Below are 15,677 nucleotides of genomic sequence, written 5' to 3' on the forward strand. Positions count from 1 at the left end.
AGTGGTCAAGAGGCGGTGGGACAGCCGTCCACAGCGGCGTTCGCCAGTTTGACGATCTCACGCATGCTGAACGGCTTGTAGATGATGTGTTCAACCTGGTAACGCTTGCGCATCTGTTCCGCATCCAGTTCCAGCCCCTTGGCCGAACAGATCAGGATCGGCAACGAAGCGTCGCCCAGGTCCTGGCGGACGAACTGGCACAGTTGTTCGCCATTGGCACCAGGCATTTGGAAATCGGTGATCAACAGATCGAACTGGCTGCCCCGCAGTTCTGCCATCGCTTGCAGGCCATCTCGCGCCACAGCGACCTCGAAGCCGGCGCGCTGGAGATTGAAACGCAGCACGTCGGACAGCACACGGTTGTCTTCGGCGACCAATACATGTTTGGGATTCATGGGTGCCTCCATGGCTCAGTCGAGAAGATGGAAATGACGGGAAACACCAAGACACCGTAGCCCCGCGATGTCTTGGTGTCGTGCATGAGAACGCTGTGGGCGGCGGTTCGAGTTACCAGTCGGAGCCGTCGGCATGATTGACGACGAACCGGCCGCTGGCCTCGTGATAGGCCCAGCCATCATTGCCATCGGGAGCCAAGGCGACTTCGCTGGCAGCCGCTCGGACCGCGGCGCTGACGTTGCCGGTTTGGCAGGTCGGGAAGGGGCCGTTCAGGTAGGGTTCCAGAGCCGTGGCGAGCGTCGCCGCCGGGGGATACTCTTCGTTTTGTGCGAAGTACATTTGGATGGCGTCGCGCACGACCGTCAAAGATTGACGCGTGCTGCTGTCGCGAGCGTTGTCAGCGGTGTTGAACATCCGCGGTGCTGCGACGGCCGCCATGATGCCCACAATCAGTACAACCACGACCAACTCTACCAGCGTAAAACCGCGACGCTTCGAACTTTGGGTTTGCTTTCCAGTTACTGACATTTGTCCCCGAACTCCAAGAAGTGAGATGTGTTGTGTTTGATACCGCCCGCTCCGCCTCGATGGCCGGTAATCAAATGCTCTAACGTGTTCAAGCGTTCTTGCTTGCATTCGCCGAAACCTAGGTTGCGGTCAGACACCGGGCAAACTTGTTTTAAAAAATCTCCGTCCAGTCATGGTGAGCTATGTTTGGGGGCAGCCCGGTTGTAACGACCTGTCTATCGAGGCCCCTCCATGAGTACCTGTTATCCCATCCTGTCCGGACAACAATTGACGCTTATTAATCAGACGCGATTGAACCTCAATCAGCGTTTCGATGCGTCGTTTACGGTCTGGTACCTGGGCTCCGAAGGTTTGCAGGAATTGGTCGGGCACGCCGAAGCGGCGCCGTCGTCGCTGAAAGAACAGATGCATCGTTTGGTCGCTCGCGGCGGCATCACCGGAGGATGTGTTTGCGAACCCGTCGAGGGGGGCGGGGATCTGGTTGTGCAGGTATTGCCGGTGGGGGCCAGCGACTTTGTGCTGATCGCCGGACACAGCGATCGACAGCGTTTGCAGTTGTCACAGGAGTTGGCCGAGAGCGCTCACCTGCAGGCCGAGCAGACGCTGGAATTACAGGAATCACGCAGTTGTTTGGTCGAATACGCCGACCAGGTCACCAACGACTTTGAAGAGTTGGCTTGGCTGCGACGGCTGGCCGAACACATCGAAGCCTGCGATCTGAAAAGCGATATGCAGACGGTTTGCGAGGCGATCCTGCCGCCGCTGCGCGAATTGATTAATGCCGAAACGATCGCCCTGATCCAACCCACAGGAACCGATGCCCAAGACGCGTTCGTCTGTGCCTATCGGCTGGGCGACCTGCCGATCGACCTGGATCGTTTTCAAGATCTATTGACCGCCTGTCCCATCCCTCTCGGACAGCCCTTCGTTTGCAACGCTACCGAACCGCTAGCGGCCAGCGGTGCCACCTTTGGCATGCGTAACTTTATTCTCGTGCGGATTTCGCGGTCGGGAACCGAGTTCGGTTGGTTGTTGGTTGCCAATCGAGCGGTCATCGGAACCGGTGCCACCGACCTGCGCGTGAACGCCAGCTGTTTGAACGGGTGGGAGTTCGGCACGTTCGAAGCCGGCATCGTCAATGCTGCGGCGGTGATGCTGGGCACGCACGCACGCAACTCGCAATTGTTCTGCGAACGCGAAGACCTGTTGCTGGGCGTGGTTCGAGCCTTGATCAACGCGGTGGATGCCAAGGATGCCTATACCTGCGGGCACAGCGACCGTGTGGCTCTGTTCGCCCAACGCATCGCTCGCAAAATGAATTTGAGTGCCGTGGAGTGTGAGCGGATTTATATGGCCGGACTGTTGCACGATATCGGCAAGATCGGAATTCCCGACCAGGTACTGTGCAAAGCCGGACGGTTGAGCGATGCGGAGTACGAAACGATCAAACAGCATCCAGAGATCGGTTATTCCATCCTGCGGCACGTCAAACAGCTGGAATACGTCCTGCCCGGAGTGCTGCACCACCACGAATCCTACGATGGCAAGGGATACCCGCACGGCTTGGCTGGCCAACAGATCCCGGTTTATGGCCGGGTGCTGGCGGTGGCCGATTCGTTCGATGCGATGACCAGTACGCGTTCCTATCGCAAGGCCATGCCCCACGCCAAGGCGATCGCGATTCTGACCGAAGGCGCGGGCACCCAGTGGGACCCGGCGGCCGTGCAAGGATTGCTGGAAGCCCTGCCGGAGATCGAACAGATCTGTCAGGCGCACCAGCCCGACAAGGTTGTGGACGACGAACGGGTCGATGGGACCTCGCCCTTTTACGGGGCGCGTATCGGAGAGTCCTGCGATGCGTTGACCGCCGCGTTGAGCGCCCTGGGAGACGCTTCATGAACCGGCGGCGACGCGGCGGCCGGCGGGGAGCTTCTCTGCTGGAATTAACCTTTGTCATTTTGGTCGTGGGTATTCTGGCCGCGGCGGCCCAGCCTCGCTATGCCGCCGCGCTGGCCCGGTACCGCATCGATGCCGCAGCCGAACGGATCGCCGCGGACCTCCGCTATGGATCGATCCTGGCGCGAACGACCAGCCGTCCGGTGACCGTGCGTTTCTTCTCCGCCGGCGGTGCCTCCTACCGCTTCGATGCCGTAGCCGACCCCCGGCAAGCCGGTCTGGTGGCGGACCCCGCCGAACCGTCCACGTGGTACTCCGTCGACCTGACAGCAGAACCCTACGGCGTGGCGCTGAGCGGCTCGCACGTTTGTACGTTCGATATTCATGGGATGGCCGACCGGGACCAGCAGATCACCGTCGGGGTCGGAGCCAACACCCGCACCGTTTCGCTCCGGGCCGGAAGTGATCGGGTAGAGACATGAACCGCAGTGCGTTTTCCTTGGTGGAATTAAGCGTTTCGATCCTGATCGTCAGCCTGTTGATGTTGGGGTTGATGTCTTCGATCCAGATCGTGACCCAAGCGTCCCAGTTGGTCGATGGGCCGGTTCAGGAAACGACGTCGCTGGCCCGCGCCGTTGAACAGATGTCGGCGGATCTCCGAGTCGCACAGACGTTTATCGAACGATCCAGTGACGCCGTGGAGTTTACCGTCGCGGACCGCGATGGCGATGGCAACGCCGAACGCATTCGGTATCAGTGGGCCGCCGCTGGCGATCACTCGTTGACGCGAACCCTGTCCTACAGCGCTGGCAGCCGGCCGGACGAGACAAGCGTTACGGCCGAGGGCTTGCAAAACCTGAGCCTGCGGTATCTGACCGCCACGCATGGTCCGCAACTGGAAGACCCCGAGATCGAAAGCGACGAGGTGCTGTTGTTGTCGCACGACGACCGGCCGCCGCAGGCGCCGCTGCGCGTGTTGATGGTCGTGGCCAATCCCTCCGCGCTGCGTGCCACCGACGCCGGCAAAGCCAACTTGCTTGAGCAATGGGGGTTTGCCGTGGAGCCGATCGCCGCGTCGGCCAGCCAGTCCGCTCTGGACAATGCCGTGGGACGCAGCGACGTGGTCTTTATCTCCGAAAGCACAAACAGCAAAACGCTGGGCCGCAAACTGACTATGGCTCCCCTCGGCATCGTTTGCGAAGAGAGCCATCTGTGCGACGAACTGGGGTTCACGGCGGACGTTGGCAGGGGCACCTCGCAGACGTATCTGGATTCGACCGTCGGCACGCATTACCTGACCGAAGGCTGGTTGCCCGGCGACGCCGTTCAAATTGCCCGAGCGCAACAATCGGTGCGGAATCTGACCGGCGATTCCGACCGCTGGTCCTCGGATTTGAAGGTGTTGGCCCTTCGCGATGGCCAGCCCGCGCTGTGCGTACTGGAAACCGGCGATCGATTGATGCCGCCCCCGGACGCGTCTGCCGTGACGGCCGGCGAAACCAGCACCTTGCCCTACCGAACGTCAACCTCGGACATCAAAGACGACTGCGTGGCGATGAAGATCACTTTGGATACCCACGCCAGCGTCACCAGCATTACGGCCAATCTCCGGCTGCCCTTTGCCGGGTGGACGCAATTCGCCTTGTATGCCGACAGCGGAGGCGAACCGGATCGCTTGCTCGCCCAGACCGAACGCGTGGTGCGACTATGGGGCAGCGACGGTTGGTTGACCGCGACGTTTGACGACGATGTGCTGCTGCCGCCGGGCGATTACTGGTTGGCGATCGCCGTGCCCGACGGGGTGCGGGTTCGCTACGACATCTCCGGCGGGACGGCGCGGTTGTCGGCCGTGGATCCGGGGTCGGGATTTCCTGCGCCGTGGCGTGAAACCTTTGGCCCCGACCCCAACCACGGACGCGCCTCGGTCTATCTGACTTATGACGCGGTTCAGTCCGCACCCGCGCGGCGAGTGATGTTGCCCTGGGGCAGTTCCGGATTCGATATCACCGCTCTGAACTCGCAGGGCCAACAGTTGCTGTGGCGGGCGTTGCTCTGGGCGGCGGATGCGACGCCTTCGGACACCGAGGCCGAGTGGGGCGTACGCAGCGATCGCTCGGTCGGGCAGTACCTGGTTCCCAAACTACCGGCGAACGCCACCGGATGGCGGCTGACGCGGCTGTTCTGTCGGGTCAAACGGCCCGAATTGCCCTCGCTCTTCGAGGTGCAGTTCAAACTGCTCTGCGCCTCGCTGGACGGCCGACCGTCCGCTTATGAACTGCAGTCGGCTGCCGCGACGTTTGGAAACCAGTACTCGGCGACGCGATATCGGTGGTTCGAAATTCCGTTCGCCGGCTCGGGCGATCTGCGGGTCGACCGCGGCGTGTGTCTGACCGTCGAGGCCGGCGGCGGCAGCGACGCGGTGCTGATCTGCTACGACGACGGCCGCGAGGGTGAAGCGGCCGGTGCGGGCATGCTGCAGTCGCCCGGTCAGGGCGCGGTCTGGAGCGCATCGACGGACGCCGACCTGCGGTTCTACTTGTACGGACGTTATCGCACGCGAGGAGAACCACAATGGTAATGCGCGAGCTGGCGCCACAACCCGCCGCGGGATTCGGTCGCCGCCGCCGCCGAGCGGGCTTCAGTATGCTGGAGGTCACGCTGTCGACGTTGTTGGTGGGCGTGTTGTTGACCGTTTCGATGTCGACGGCCGGCGTGTTGATTCGCCGCCACGGCCTGCGCGCTCAGGCGGATGTCAAAATGGCGCTGGCCCACGACCTGCTGGGCGAAATGGAACAGGTGTTCTTTGCCGATCCCGACCGTACGCAATCGGACTTCGGGCCGGAATTCGGCGAAACCGGCGAGGGACGTCGACGCTTTGACGACATCGACGACTACGACGGCTGGCAGGCCGCCGTCGTTCAAGACAAGAACGGTGCGCCGCTGGTCGGCTTTGAAGGCTATCGCCGCAGTGTCGAGGTCCGGTACGTAAGACTTAGTGATCCGGCCGAGGTAAGCGCCGTGGCGACGGATCTAAAACGCATCGTCGTGACCGTGACCGGACCCGACGGTCAAGCGATCCGTTTGACGGCCCTGCGCAGCCGGCGCGGCGGAGCCGATCAGATGCCCGGTGTGCGGGCGACGTTCGTTCGCAGCGTGCAGATGGAGCTGAGCGATTCGAAGGCCAGCCACCCTGTTCGTTCCGGCGTGGGGCTGTTGAATCAAGTGACCGTGGAGGACGATTCGTGAGGAACGCTCGGTGCGGTTCGACGTATTTGATTGTCTTGTTCACCACGTTGATCGTGACGGTGATCGCCTTTGCCGGATTCCAGCGGCTGCAACTGGAGCAACAGCAGGCGGAGCTGGAACGCGACTGGAACGAGGCGGCCGTGACGGCGCGTTCGGCGGTCGAATTTGCGCTGACCAAACTGGGTAACGACCACGATTGGCGTCGCGCCTACCAGGACCTTTCCGAGGGCAATTACAGCGACCCGGTGCGGCTGGGACGCGGCACGATGCGCTGGCAATTGGCCGATCCCGTCGATGGCGACTTGGCCCAAGGCGAGAACGATCCGGTGCGGATCTACGGCTACGGCCAAGTGGGCGACAGCCATCGTGTTTACAGCATGTTGGCCTGGCCCTCGGGCAGTCCCCTGGATGTGCTCCGCTCGGCGGTCCACGCCGGCGGCGACCTGGTGGTGCAGGCCGCGGCGGACGTGCGCTGGGGACCGGCCAGCGCCAACGGCCGGTTGCAGATCGCCAGCGGCGAGCTGCTGGGCGATGTGGAAGCCGGCAGCGTGGATTTTCCCGACCACGTCGTCGGCACCTCGACGATCCTGGACGTGGCCAAAACGATGCCCAGTGGCGTCGTGTTCTCGGTGTACAAGTCCTTGGCGGTCAGCCTCACGACCGCCGACCTGGGCGGCGGCTCGAACCCCACGATTGCCGGTCGATTGGTGTGCGACAGTGGACCTCCGGCCGCAACGGTTTCACCCAGTACCGACGGGGTATACCTGATTCAAATGGCCGCCAATCAAACCCTGACGATTCGCGATTGCCGCATCGCCGGGACGCTGTTGGTAGAGCTGGCCGCGGGCGCGGAGCTGGAGATCGGACCGAATGTCCTCTGGCACCCGGCTCGGCCGGATTATCCCGCCCTGTTGGTCGACGGCCGCTCGCAGTCCAGCGGCAACGTGGTATTAAACTGCTCCGGGCGGTTGGCCGAGGCCGACGCAGGCGTCAATTACAATCCTGCCGCCGTGCCGTACTATGGCGACAGCGACGACGACCAGACGGACGTCTATACGGCTTCTTTGGCCGGTCTGTTCCATGTGCTGCGCAGCGACCAGCCGCTGGTTGCGGCGGAAACGGTCGTGCGTGGGACCGAAAAGATCCGTGGCTGTGTGCTCAGCGATGGGACGATCCGGATCGACGCCGACAGCATCCTCGCGGCCGATCCGATGCTGATCGCCAAACCGCCGCAGGGTTACGCCACGTTTCCCGATCCCGGCAATTTGCTCAGCAACGGCGACATGGAAAGCGGGACCGCAGGCTGGACCAAACTGGGCAGCAACACCGCCCTGGGCAGCGATCCCGAGGCGCGCAGCGGCGCGTCCAGTCTGCGGGTCGACGCCCGCGATACGGCTTCCAGCGGTGTCCAGCAGGACGTAACCGGCCGCGTCGCCAGCGACCGGCCGCTGGCCAGCGAAGTCTGGATCCGGTTGCTCGACAGCGACGAAGCCGTGACGATCACGCTGGAGACGGACAGCGTGGGCGACGGCGTGCAACGCTTCGTGCAGACCGCCCAGGCGACCACCCAGTGGCAACGCCTGCAAGTGGAACATCAGCCGCGGTGGAGCGGTCCGCTGACGTATGCCCGCTGGCAGATCGCCACAACCACCAGCAATCAAGCGTTCTTATTGGACGATGCGATTGTCCAACAACAGGCCTCGGAAACGGCAACCACCCTGTCCGCTGTGCCCGGATCGTGGCGAGCCGAAGCGGTGCCGTCGCGATAGCCTCGGTCAGCAAACCTGGGTCGAACGCGCTAGGAGCCTGGCGTTCTAAGCACGTCGGCATCAATCTTTCGGTGAACCCCCGCGACAACACCCTCCCGCGCAGCGGGAGGGTAAAGCCGAATGAAATGTTGCGACGTGCCTAGTGAGCCGTTCATTCCATCCAGCCAGGTTTTCAGACAGAGCCTAGAGAAGCTCACCGGCTGCTTTACGCGCTGTCGTCGCTGCGGCGGGCGGTGGTGCGGCGCTGTTGCCGGCGGCGTTCGACCGCGGGTTGCTGGGCCGCGGAGGCGTCGTTGGCCGATTGCGAACCGCGGCGTTCGCGCCGGCGGCGGTCTTCCTGTTCGCGCTTTTCCAACAGGTGCAGCAGTTCTTCGGGGATCGGCAAATCGTTCACCATCGATCGGTTCTCTTGAAGGCTGGCCGGAAAGGATCGACATTGCTAGTCGTGGCAGTCAAAACCTACGTTGCCAAACGACGCGGCGAGGGGGTTGGGCCAGAACTATTTTGATCCTGCCCCGCGGACGCGCGGACGCAACCGATGTTACCGCTTATGCCGGCCCTTGCGAGAGTCGTTGCGTTTGGCGTCGGGCAGTTCGGGCTCCCAGTGGCGACGATCGTTTTCGTGCAGCGGTCCATGCAGCAGCCGCGTCGTGGCCTGTTCCAGCTTGGAGGAACGCATCTCGCGCAGGTACGGCTCGTCGTGAACAATGCGTGGCACCAACGCGATGATGATCTCGTTGCGTTCCAGTTCCTTGGTTCGCTTTTGGAACAAGCGTCCCAGGTACTTCACGTTGCCTAGCACGGGCAATTTGTTCTGGGATTCGTTGTCGACTTCCTGGATCAGGCCGCCGATGATCAAACCTTCGCCGTCGGCCAGCATGACCGTCGTATCGACTTCGGTGGTTTCGCTTTCGGGCAACTGGGTCGTGGCGTTGATATTGCCAGTGGAAACCTGCGGACGCACTTGCAACAGCACCTGTTGGTCCTGGGTGATGATCGGCGTCACGCTCAAGATCACTCCCACGTCCAGGAAATTGACGCTCTGCAGGGTGCTGGTCTGCGTGGTGGTGGTCATCAGGTAACCGATTTGGCCGCCCACCTGCATGCGAGCTTCCTGGCCGTTCAAAACCGTGACGTTGGGCGAAGCCAGGGTCTTGGCGTCGGTCGTGGTCTTGATCGCTTCCAACAACCCCGACATGTCGTGGCCCTTAAAGCGCAGCACGGTCGTCGGTCCGGCGTCGCTGGCAAATCCCGGCGATTCCAGCGAAACCTCGCTGCCACAGATCCGCAGCAGGTTCTTGAAATCGATGCCGTGCCGCAGTTCGTCGCGGAGATTGACCTGCAACACATGCGCTTCGACCGAAACCTGCCGCGGCGGGATATCGGTCTGGCTGAGATAGGATTCGATCCGCAGCAGGTGTTCGGGCAGATCTTCGACCACCAGTTGTTCGTGGGTCTGCCGCTGGTCGGTGCTGCTGGTCTGTTTGGCAAACACTTTGCCCACCGGCGACAGCAGTCCGCTGACCACACTCTCGATGTCCGCGGCCAGCACGTAGTTCAAGTTGTACACGCGGACTTCGCGTCCTAGTGGAATCGCTCCGCTGTCCTGGTCCTCCTGCTTCAGCGAGGAGACGATGACGATGTTTCGCTGACGCGTCCAGGTGTAACCGTTGACGGCCAGAATGGCGTGGAAGGCGTCGTCCAGTTCGACATCGCGTAGTTTCAGCGTGACGCGTTCGTCGCCGATGTCGCCCGAGACGATGTTCAATCCGTTCTCCTCGGCGATCATCGCCAGCACACCACTGAGCGATGCGTCGATCGCTTGGATCGTGACGCGGCCCTGCCGGACCGCCACGTGGACGTTCTCGGGCGGCTGCGGATTCGATAGGGCAATGGGCTGGGGCAGGATTTCTTGTTGGGCGTTCGCCAGCGAGACGCTGCCCGGCGCGGCTTCCTCTAAGGTCGCCGGTGGGGGTGCCGGGGCGGCGGTGTGTGGCATCGGTACAGCAAGCTGCGGGGCGGCGACGACCGGAGGCAGGCTCGTGGGGGGGCGGTTCGCGCCGGGCCGTCGAAGGTCGGGACGCCGAAGGTCGGGACGCCGCGAGGGCAGCCGGGCGGTATCGGCCGGCAGCAGCTCGGTGACGTGAGCGGCGGAACGGGGGGCGGCGGCTCGGGGGGCGGCGGCTCGGGGGGCGGCGGCTCGGGATGTCGGAATCGACGCAGCAGCCCGCCTGGGCGCAGGGGCGGGCGACGGGACTGTGGTCACCGGCGCCGGATTCGTCTCCCGCCCTGGCGTGGCTTCAGGCTGCGGCCGCGGCTTCTGCGACCGACTCCTACCCACTTGGTCCCAAGCCACTTGCTTGGGGCCCTGTTGGGCGATCGCAACAGGCGTCACGGCAACGCTCAGTGCGACGACCAGCACGGCGATCGCCGCCGAGAGGGTATCGATGCGGGGAATCAAACGGTAAAGCACGCGGCTGATACTCGGGGTATGGAGATGGACATTCGGCCACAGCGAGTCTTTGTTAAGATCGGAGCCATCGAGCCAGATAATCCATACAAACCGAAAAAATTCTGTTCCTGGAAAAGGTTGCCTGGGCTGCCTATTTTTCCTTGATCGCAATGATAGAAATCGATATCAGCGAAGCCGGCGTGCGGTTTTACGTCCATGTGACCCCGCGGGCCCGGAAACCCCGAATCGGGGGCGTTCACGATGGTGCCCTGAAAGTGTTGGTGACCGAGCCGCCGGACAAGGGCAAGGCGAACACGGCCGTCCGGCGAGCGCTGGCCAAGTCGCTGGGGGTGTCGCGCAGCAGCGTCGAAATTGCCAGCGGCCAGACGTCGCGCCGCAAACGCATTCAGGTTCACGGGCCGGACCTAGAACCATTAGCCAGCGCCGTGCAGCGGCTGGGCCAAGAGCCATAGTAGCTCGGCTGTCCCAGCCGAGAACGACCATCAGTAGCTCGGCTGTCCCAGCCGAGAGCAACACCGCCTACGGCCGGGGACGGCCGTGCTACTATCCTCTGCCCGCCAGCGTATTCCACACCTCCGTGTTGGCTTTCATCGCGGCGACGATGTCCTCGGGCACGCGGCCGTCCTCCAGCAGCGTCCAGCCGGTAAAGCCGGGAGCGTCGGTCTGCTTGAGCAGTTCAAACAATGCTTCCCAGGGATATTGATCGCCGCGAAGGTCGTGGATATGGATCGTGCCCATGCGGTCTTGCAGCGAACGGTAGTTGGCCTGCAGGCCGTCGCCGTGCAGGTCGGCCGGGTTGCAATTCCAGCAGACGACGACGTTGGGGTGATCGGCGACGTCCATGATGGATTTCATGTGGTGGATCTCCGACGTGCCGCGGCCATGGACCTCGACGCGGATCTGCACGCCGTGCTCGGCGCCAAAGCGTCCGACCTGGTTCAGCGATTTGCCGATCTGTTCGATCGTCGCTTCGACCGGACGCTCGGCGGGAAGCCCGTTGGGACGCACTTTGACGCCACTGCCGCCGACGTCCCGGCACAGTTTGACGAACTGTTTGGTTTCTTCGATGTTCTTCTGCAGCACCGCGGGGTCGACCGCGTGGTATTCGCAGGCACTGCCCAAACCGACCAGTTCGACGTCGCTGTCGGCAAATCGCTGGCGGACCGCGGCGCGCTGGGCGGCGTCCAGATCGATTTCAACACCGTGCTTGTGGGTGCTCCGCAGCTCGACGCCCTTAAAACCGGTCGCTTCGCAGTTGGCGATCACGGTTGGCAGGTCCCAGTTCTTGCCCCAGTTGTAAGTGACCAAGCCCAGCTTCAGGCGGCTGGCTGAGGAATCGGCGGCGGCGGCACCGGAGCAGGGCAGGGCGGATAGGGCAGCGAGGCCAGCGGCAGAGTGGGCGAGGAATTGTCGACGAGGCAGAGTCATGAGGTGGAATTCCTGTAGGAGGGTGAGGATGAGGATGAGGATGATAAGCATTCTACCACCGCTCCCGGGTCGCGAGAGAGTGATGGAGAATGCGCCCTCACCGGATCGCCTGCCGAGTCCCCCGCACCAGGATCCAGAAGCCGACCAGTACGGCCAGCCAGAACGGCAGCAGCAGGGGCCAGTCGTTCCACCAAGGCGGTTCGGACAGGAACCAGACGGTCAGCCCCACGGCGGTCGCGGTGAACACCGGCAACAGCAGCCAACGCAGTGACCCAGCCGCGGCGGGACGCGATGCAGCCCAGGCTGCCAAGCCGGCGACCACGGCCAACACGATCAACGCCAGCTGCAGGACCTCGCGAATACTCTGCGCTTCCGGTTCCCCCAACCAACCATACAGTTGCAGGTAGCCTTGCTGATAAAGTTCGACCGCCAAGTAACTGGCCCCGGCCAACAGGACGGCCGAGAACGCCGTGGTGACCAAGAGGATCTGGCCCAGGCTGACCCGATTGTCGCGACGCCCTTTGAGAACGGCGTAGGACTGCCACCCGCGAATGCCGATTCCCAAGACGCCGAACAACCAGACCACACCTCCCAGGCCGAGGCTCAGCAGCGAGCCCTCACTGCGGCGATAGGAGACGCTGGGCGGAGCGGCGCTGGCTGGCTGGAACAACTCGGGACTCAGCAAACTGGCAATGGCGGGGCTGGCGACCGGGGGCGGGTCGAGCCACCGGGCGATGGCGACGGTCGCGTCCGGTGCCGGGTGGGCGTGCTGGTGCAACCGTTGAACCACAGCGTACAGGTTGTCCAGGCTGTCGCGTTGGCGGGCGATCAGCTCCGGATCATCGGGGTGAGCCGCTTGGGACTGCTGATACCGGCTGACCCAGGCGTCCAGGGTTTGGGGAGTGAAAGGCGCGAGCCCGGACGCGGTCGTGTCGTAGGCCATCGGTTGGTCGCGATCCAAGTCGATGCTGATCCGCTGAGGGCTCTGCTGGCCATCGGGGTAGACGGCGAATTGCACGCGTTTGATCACCGCCGCGCGGCGCTGCGGCAGGGCCGGTTGCCAGCCCGTCCCCATACCGGTGATCGAGAAACGGGGCAAGCCCAGGGAATTGTCGACTCGCTGGGCCGTGAAGTCGTGTAGATCCCAGCGCTGGGGCAGAAAGATCTGGGTCCAGCCCAGGTGCACCGCGAACAGCAACCCCGCGCACAGGGCCGTCCAGAGGGCGGCCAGCAACAGTGCGGCAAAGCTGGATCGCAGCCCGACCAGACCGGCCGCTACGGCCATGCTGCGGCGCGCCGTCGACGTCGCTCCCTTGGCCGTCCCCGAGGACAGTTCGGCGACGATGCCCAGGCTGTGAGCGGTTTGTGATTTCGACCAAGGCGGCGAAGTGAATTTGGCCCGCGTCTCCGCCTCCCGCAGCGTCCACAGCCCCCATAGCGCCAGTGGCCCGCGTACCAGCCAGGCCAGCGAACAGGGCACCAGACAGATTGCCAGACCACCCAGAGCACCGTTCAGGTATTCGCGTTTGTGCAGCAGCAGTCCGCTGATCGCCGCCACCACGCCGTAGATCGCCCCGGTTAACGCCCAGTAGAAGAAGGCGCCCGTTTCGCGTCCTTGCAGCGGAGCGAGCAACAACAGCAGTGCCGACAGACCGACTTCCAGCACACCGGCAGCCAGCAGCGCCTTGCCGGCCGCAGAACCCGGGGCGGCCAGCGCCGCCCGCACGCTTCGTTTGATCCCGGCAACCTTTTCCGCGAACCGCTGTCCGCCTGTATCGAAGGCCTGCCGAGCGGCTTTCGAGGCTGTGCTGGTCGCCCTCGGTTCGCTCAACCGCTCCAGGTCGGTTTGGACTTCGGTGACGCGTTGATAACGCATCCCCGGTTCTTTTTCCAGCGACCGCAGTACGACTTCATCCAGCCGCACATCGACGCGAGCGCGGCGGCTGGGCGCGCCGAAGCGGCCCAGGGGAAGTTCGCCGGTGAGCATCTCGTACAGGACGACGCCCAGCGAATAGATGTCCGCCCGGTGATCGACTTCCAGCGGCCGTTCGATCTGCTCGGGCGCCATGTAGTGCGGCGTGCCCATCACCTGCCACTGGCCGGTCAGACCCCACTCGTCGCCCAGCTCGGTCAGCTTGGCCAGGCCGAAGTCGGCGATTTTGACCTGTCCGTCGGTATCGATCAGGATGTTTTCCGGTTTGATGTCGCGATGGACCACGCCGCGTGAATGCGCGTACTGTAGGGCTTCGCAGATTTGGGGCACGATGGCGAGCGCTTCGGCCGCGGTCAGCTGGCCGGTCTGTTCGATCTGCCGTAGGTTCCGGCCATCGACGTGCTCCATGATCAGGTAGAACAGCGGCCCGCTCTTGCCGTAGTCGTGAATGCCGACGATGTGAGCATGGTTCAACCGTCCCAGTAGTCTGGCTTCGCGGGTAAAGCGTTCGGCAAAGGTGGGATCGGTATCGACGTCGGGCCGAAGGATTTTCAGCGCGACCAAGCGGTCGAGGTTTTTCTGGCGAGCGCGATAGACCACGCCCATCCCGCCGTGACCGATCTGTTCCAGAATCTCCAGCTGGGGGAAATGCGGGGCGAGATGTTCGGGTGGCGGAGCGACGAAGGGCGGCCGGTAGGGATCGGTCGCCGCGGCGTCCTCCGTGCGGCTTTCGAAGCCCAGCTGCAGCAGGCACCGTGGGCACAGTCCGGCGGGAGCGTCCGGCGGCAGGGCCGCACCGCACTGGGGACAGTGATGCACGGCCGTCTCGGCAGGCGGGTCGGTCGACGAAGCTTCGGCCGCGGCGTCCGCGTCTGGCGGAACGTTTGCCGCAGCCGGCGGATCCGCCGCTTCCGGTACGTCGGCCGCTTCCTGGGCATCGGCTGCGTTTTGAGCATCGGCTGCAGCAGGATCGGGCGCTGGTGCTTCCGACGCGGGGAGATTCGTGGCTTCGGGCGGCGGAGTTTGGTCGGACCGGTCGCGTCGATCGGGCTGTTCGGATCGATCGGGTTCGGGTGACGGGGTTTGGCTCATGATGACGGCTGTGCGTGGCGAGCGAATCGAAAGGGGGACAGTGAAAGCGGCCCACCTTTAACTACGCCGACTGGCCGGACGGGTTACAGGGCGTCGAGCAAGTTTTTCAGTTCTTCATCGACGTCGACTCGATCGCTGACCGTATCGGCCACTTCGATCCGCAGCAGTTGGCGATAGCGGGCGCGGATCCGGTGCATGCGGACTTTCAGAGCCGCTTCGGTGGTTTGCAGTTCCTCGGCCACTTGGGCCAGCGGCGTGCGTCCGGCTTGTCCGGTCAGCAGTTGAATGAGCCGAGCGGTGTGCGGGGTGCCGACTTTCTCGCTCAGTTCGGCCTGCAGCCGGTTCATGGCCCGATCGATCACGGTCAGTGCCCACTGCCGCTCGAAGTTGCGTTCGGGCGTGCCATGATCGGCAGGCTCTCGCTGGAACCGGCTTTCCGAGTCTGCGGGCGACAGGGAGAGCAGGGGAGTGGGCGGCGAGCGTTTCTTAGCGCGTTGGCCGCGCTGGTAACCGATCAGGTGATTCTGAGCGGATTTCAGCAGGAAGGACCGCAACCGGCCCCGCTCGGGCGTGGCGGCAGCGAACAGTCGCTGTTCAACGACGCGGACAAAAAACGACTGCGTCACATCGAGGGCTTCTTCGGCCGAGAGCCCGCGGTGGCGGATGAAGGAGTAGACCGGATACCAGTAAGCCTGACACAGTTCCTCCAAGGCCGCGCGCGAGCGCAGCGGCGTGCCTTCTCGGGCATCGGCGACGATGGACCACCGCGTCGATTCAAACCGCCGCGGCAGCCCAACCGGCAACTGGCTGGAAGTAAACGAGAAGTCTTTCATAGCCCCCAGTCTACCTCGAAACCCAGTGGCATAGGCTTCCAGCCTGTGAATAGTGGCATAGGCTTCCAGCCTGTGAAAAGTGG

General features: G+C 63.5%; 13 protein-coding genes. 6 read left to right on the forward strand and 7 right to left on the reverse strand.

The features are described 5' to 3' along the window. Positions 1–5: 5 nt before the first annotated feature. Both GE027_RS05020 and GE027_RS05025 read right to left on the reverse strand, forming a co-directional pair. Entirely contained in the window at positions 6–395 is a 390-nt protein-coding gene (locus GE027_RS05020; protein ID WP_162006581.1) for a response regulator, read from the reverse strand. A 112-nt stretch (positions 396–507) separates the two neighbouring features. Further along, positions 508–1,032 (reverse strand): type II secretion system protein, encoded by a 525-nt coding sequence (locus tag GE027_RS05025; RefSeq protein WP_153556075.1) that lies wholly within the window; start codon positions 1,030–1,032, stop codon positions 508–510. A gap of 123 nt (positions 1,033–1,155) precedes the next feature. On the opposite strand from GE027_RS05025, the gene GE027_RS05030 reads away from it, so the two are divergent. From GE027_RS05030 to GE027_RS05050, 5 genes are read left to right on the forward strand one after another with little or no spacing between them, the layout of a single operon-like run. Continuing rightward, positions 1,156–2,823 (forward strand): HD-GYP domain-containing protein, encoded by a 1,668-nt coding sequence (locus GE027_RS05030; RefSeq protein ID WP_153556076.1) that lies wholly within the window; start codon positions 1,156–1,158, stop codon positions 2,821–2,823. Then, positions 2,820–3,302, forward strand: a complete 483-nt coding sequence (locus GE027_RS05035; protein WP_153556077.1) for a hypothetical protein — start codon at positions 2,820–2,822, stop codon at positions 3,300–3,302. Before GE027_RS05030 ends, GE027_RS05035 begins: the two co-directional genes overlap by 4 nt. Further along, entirely contained in the window at positions 3,299–5,398 is a 2,100-nt protein-coding gene (locus GE027_RS05040) for a PulJ/GspJ family protein (protein ID WP_153556078.1), read from the forward strand. The genes GE027_RS05035 and GE027_RS05040 overlap by 4 nt, the downstream gene beginning before the upstream one ends. Beyond that, on the forward strand, positions 5,392–6,066 hold the full coding sequence (locus GE027_RS05045) for a hypothetical protein (RefSeq protein WP_153556079.1): 675 nt from the start codon (positions 5,392–5,394) through the stop codon (positions 6,064–6,066). The genes GE027_RS05040 and GE027_RS05045 overlap by 7 nt, the downstream gene beginning before the upstream one ends. Further along, positions 6,063–7,835, forward strand: coding sequence for a carbohydrate binding domain-containing protein (locus GE027_RS05050; RefSeq protein WP_153556080.1), 1,773 nt, complete (start codon positions 6,063–6,065; stop codon positions 7,833–7,835). The genes GE027_RS05045 and GE027_RS05050 overlap by 4 nt, the downstream gene beginning before the upstream one ends. Before the next feature lie 205 nt (positions 7,836–8,040). On the opposite strand, the gene GE027_RS05055 is transcribed toward GE027_RS05050, so the two are convergent. Together GE027_RS05055 and GE027_RS05060 are read right to left on the reverse strand one after the other, a co-directional pair. Next, complete coding sequence (locus GE027_RS05055) at positions 8,041–8,232, reverse strand: hypothetical protein (RefSeq protein WP_153556081.1); 192 nt, start codon at positions 8,230–8,232, stop codon at positions 8,041–8,043. Between the two features lie 144 nt (positions 8,233–8,376). Continuing rightward, complete coding sequence (locus tag GE027_RS05060; RefSeq protein ID WP_153556082.1) at positions 8,377–10,308, reverse strand: hypothetical protein; 1,932 nt, start codon at positions 10,306–10,308, stop codon at positions 8,377–8,379. A gap of 149 nt (positions 10,309–10,457) precedes the next feature. Between GE027_RS05060 and GE027_RS05065 the strand changes: the two genes are divergently transcribed. Further along, on the forward strand, positions 10,458–10,760 hold the full coding sequence (locus tag GE027_RS05065) for a DUF167 domain-containing protein (protein ID WP_153556083.1): 303 nt from the start codon (positions 10,458–10,460) through the stop codon (positions 10,758–10,760). Positions 10,761–10,851: 91 nt separating this feature from the next. Here the strand turns inward: GE027_RS05065 and GE027_RS05070 are convergent, their stop codons facing one another. The 3 genes from GE027_RS05070 to GE027_RS05080 all read right to left on the reverse strand — a co-directional run bounded on the left by GE027_RS05070 (position 10,852) and on the right by GE027_RS05080 (position 15,594). Then, positions 10,852–11,736, reverse strand: a complete 885-nt coding sequence (locus GE027_RS05070) for a sugar phosphate isomerase/epimerase family protein (RefSeq protein WP_153556084.1) — start codon at positions 11,734–11,736, stop codon at positions 10,852–10,854. 97 nt (positions 11,737–11,833) lie between these two features. Next, entirely contained in the window at positions 11,834–14,761 is a 2,928-nt protein-coding gene (locus tag GE027_RS05075) for a serine/threonine-protein kinase (RefSeq protein ID WP_153556085.1), read from the reverse strand. Between the two features lie 83 nt (positions 14,762–14,844). After that, the gene (locus tag GE027_RS05080; RefSeq protein ID WP_153556086.1) at positions 14,845–15,594 is read right to left on the reverse strand and encodes an RNA polymerase sigma factor; all 750 of its coding nucleotides are present in this window, start codon (positions 15,592–15,594) and stop codon (positions 14,845–14,847) included. Positions 15,595–15,677: the final 83 nt, after the last annotated feature.

The organism is Roseimaritima sediminicola, from assembly GCF_009618275.1.
Taxonomy (GTDB): domain Bacteria; phylum Planctomycetota; class Planctomycetia; order Pirellulales; family Pirellulaceae; genus Roseimaritima; species Roseimaritima sediminicola.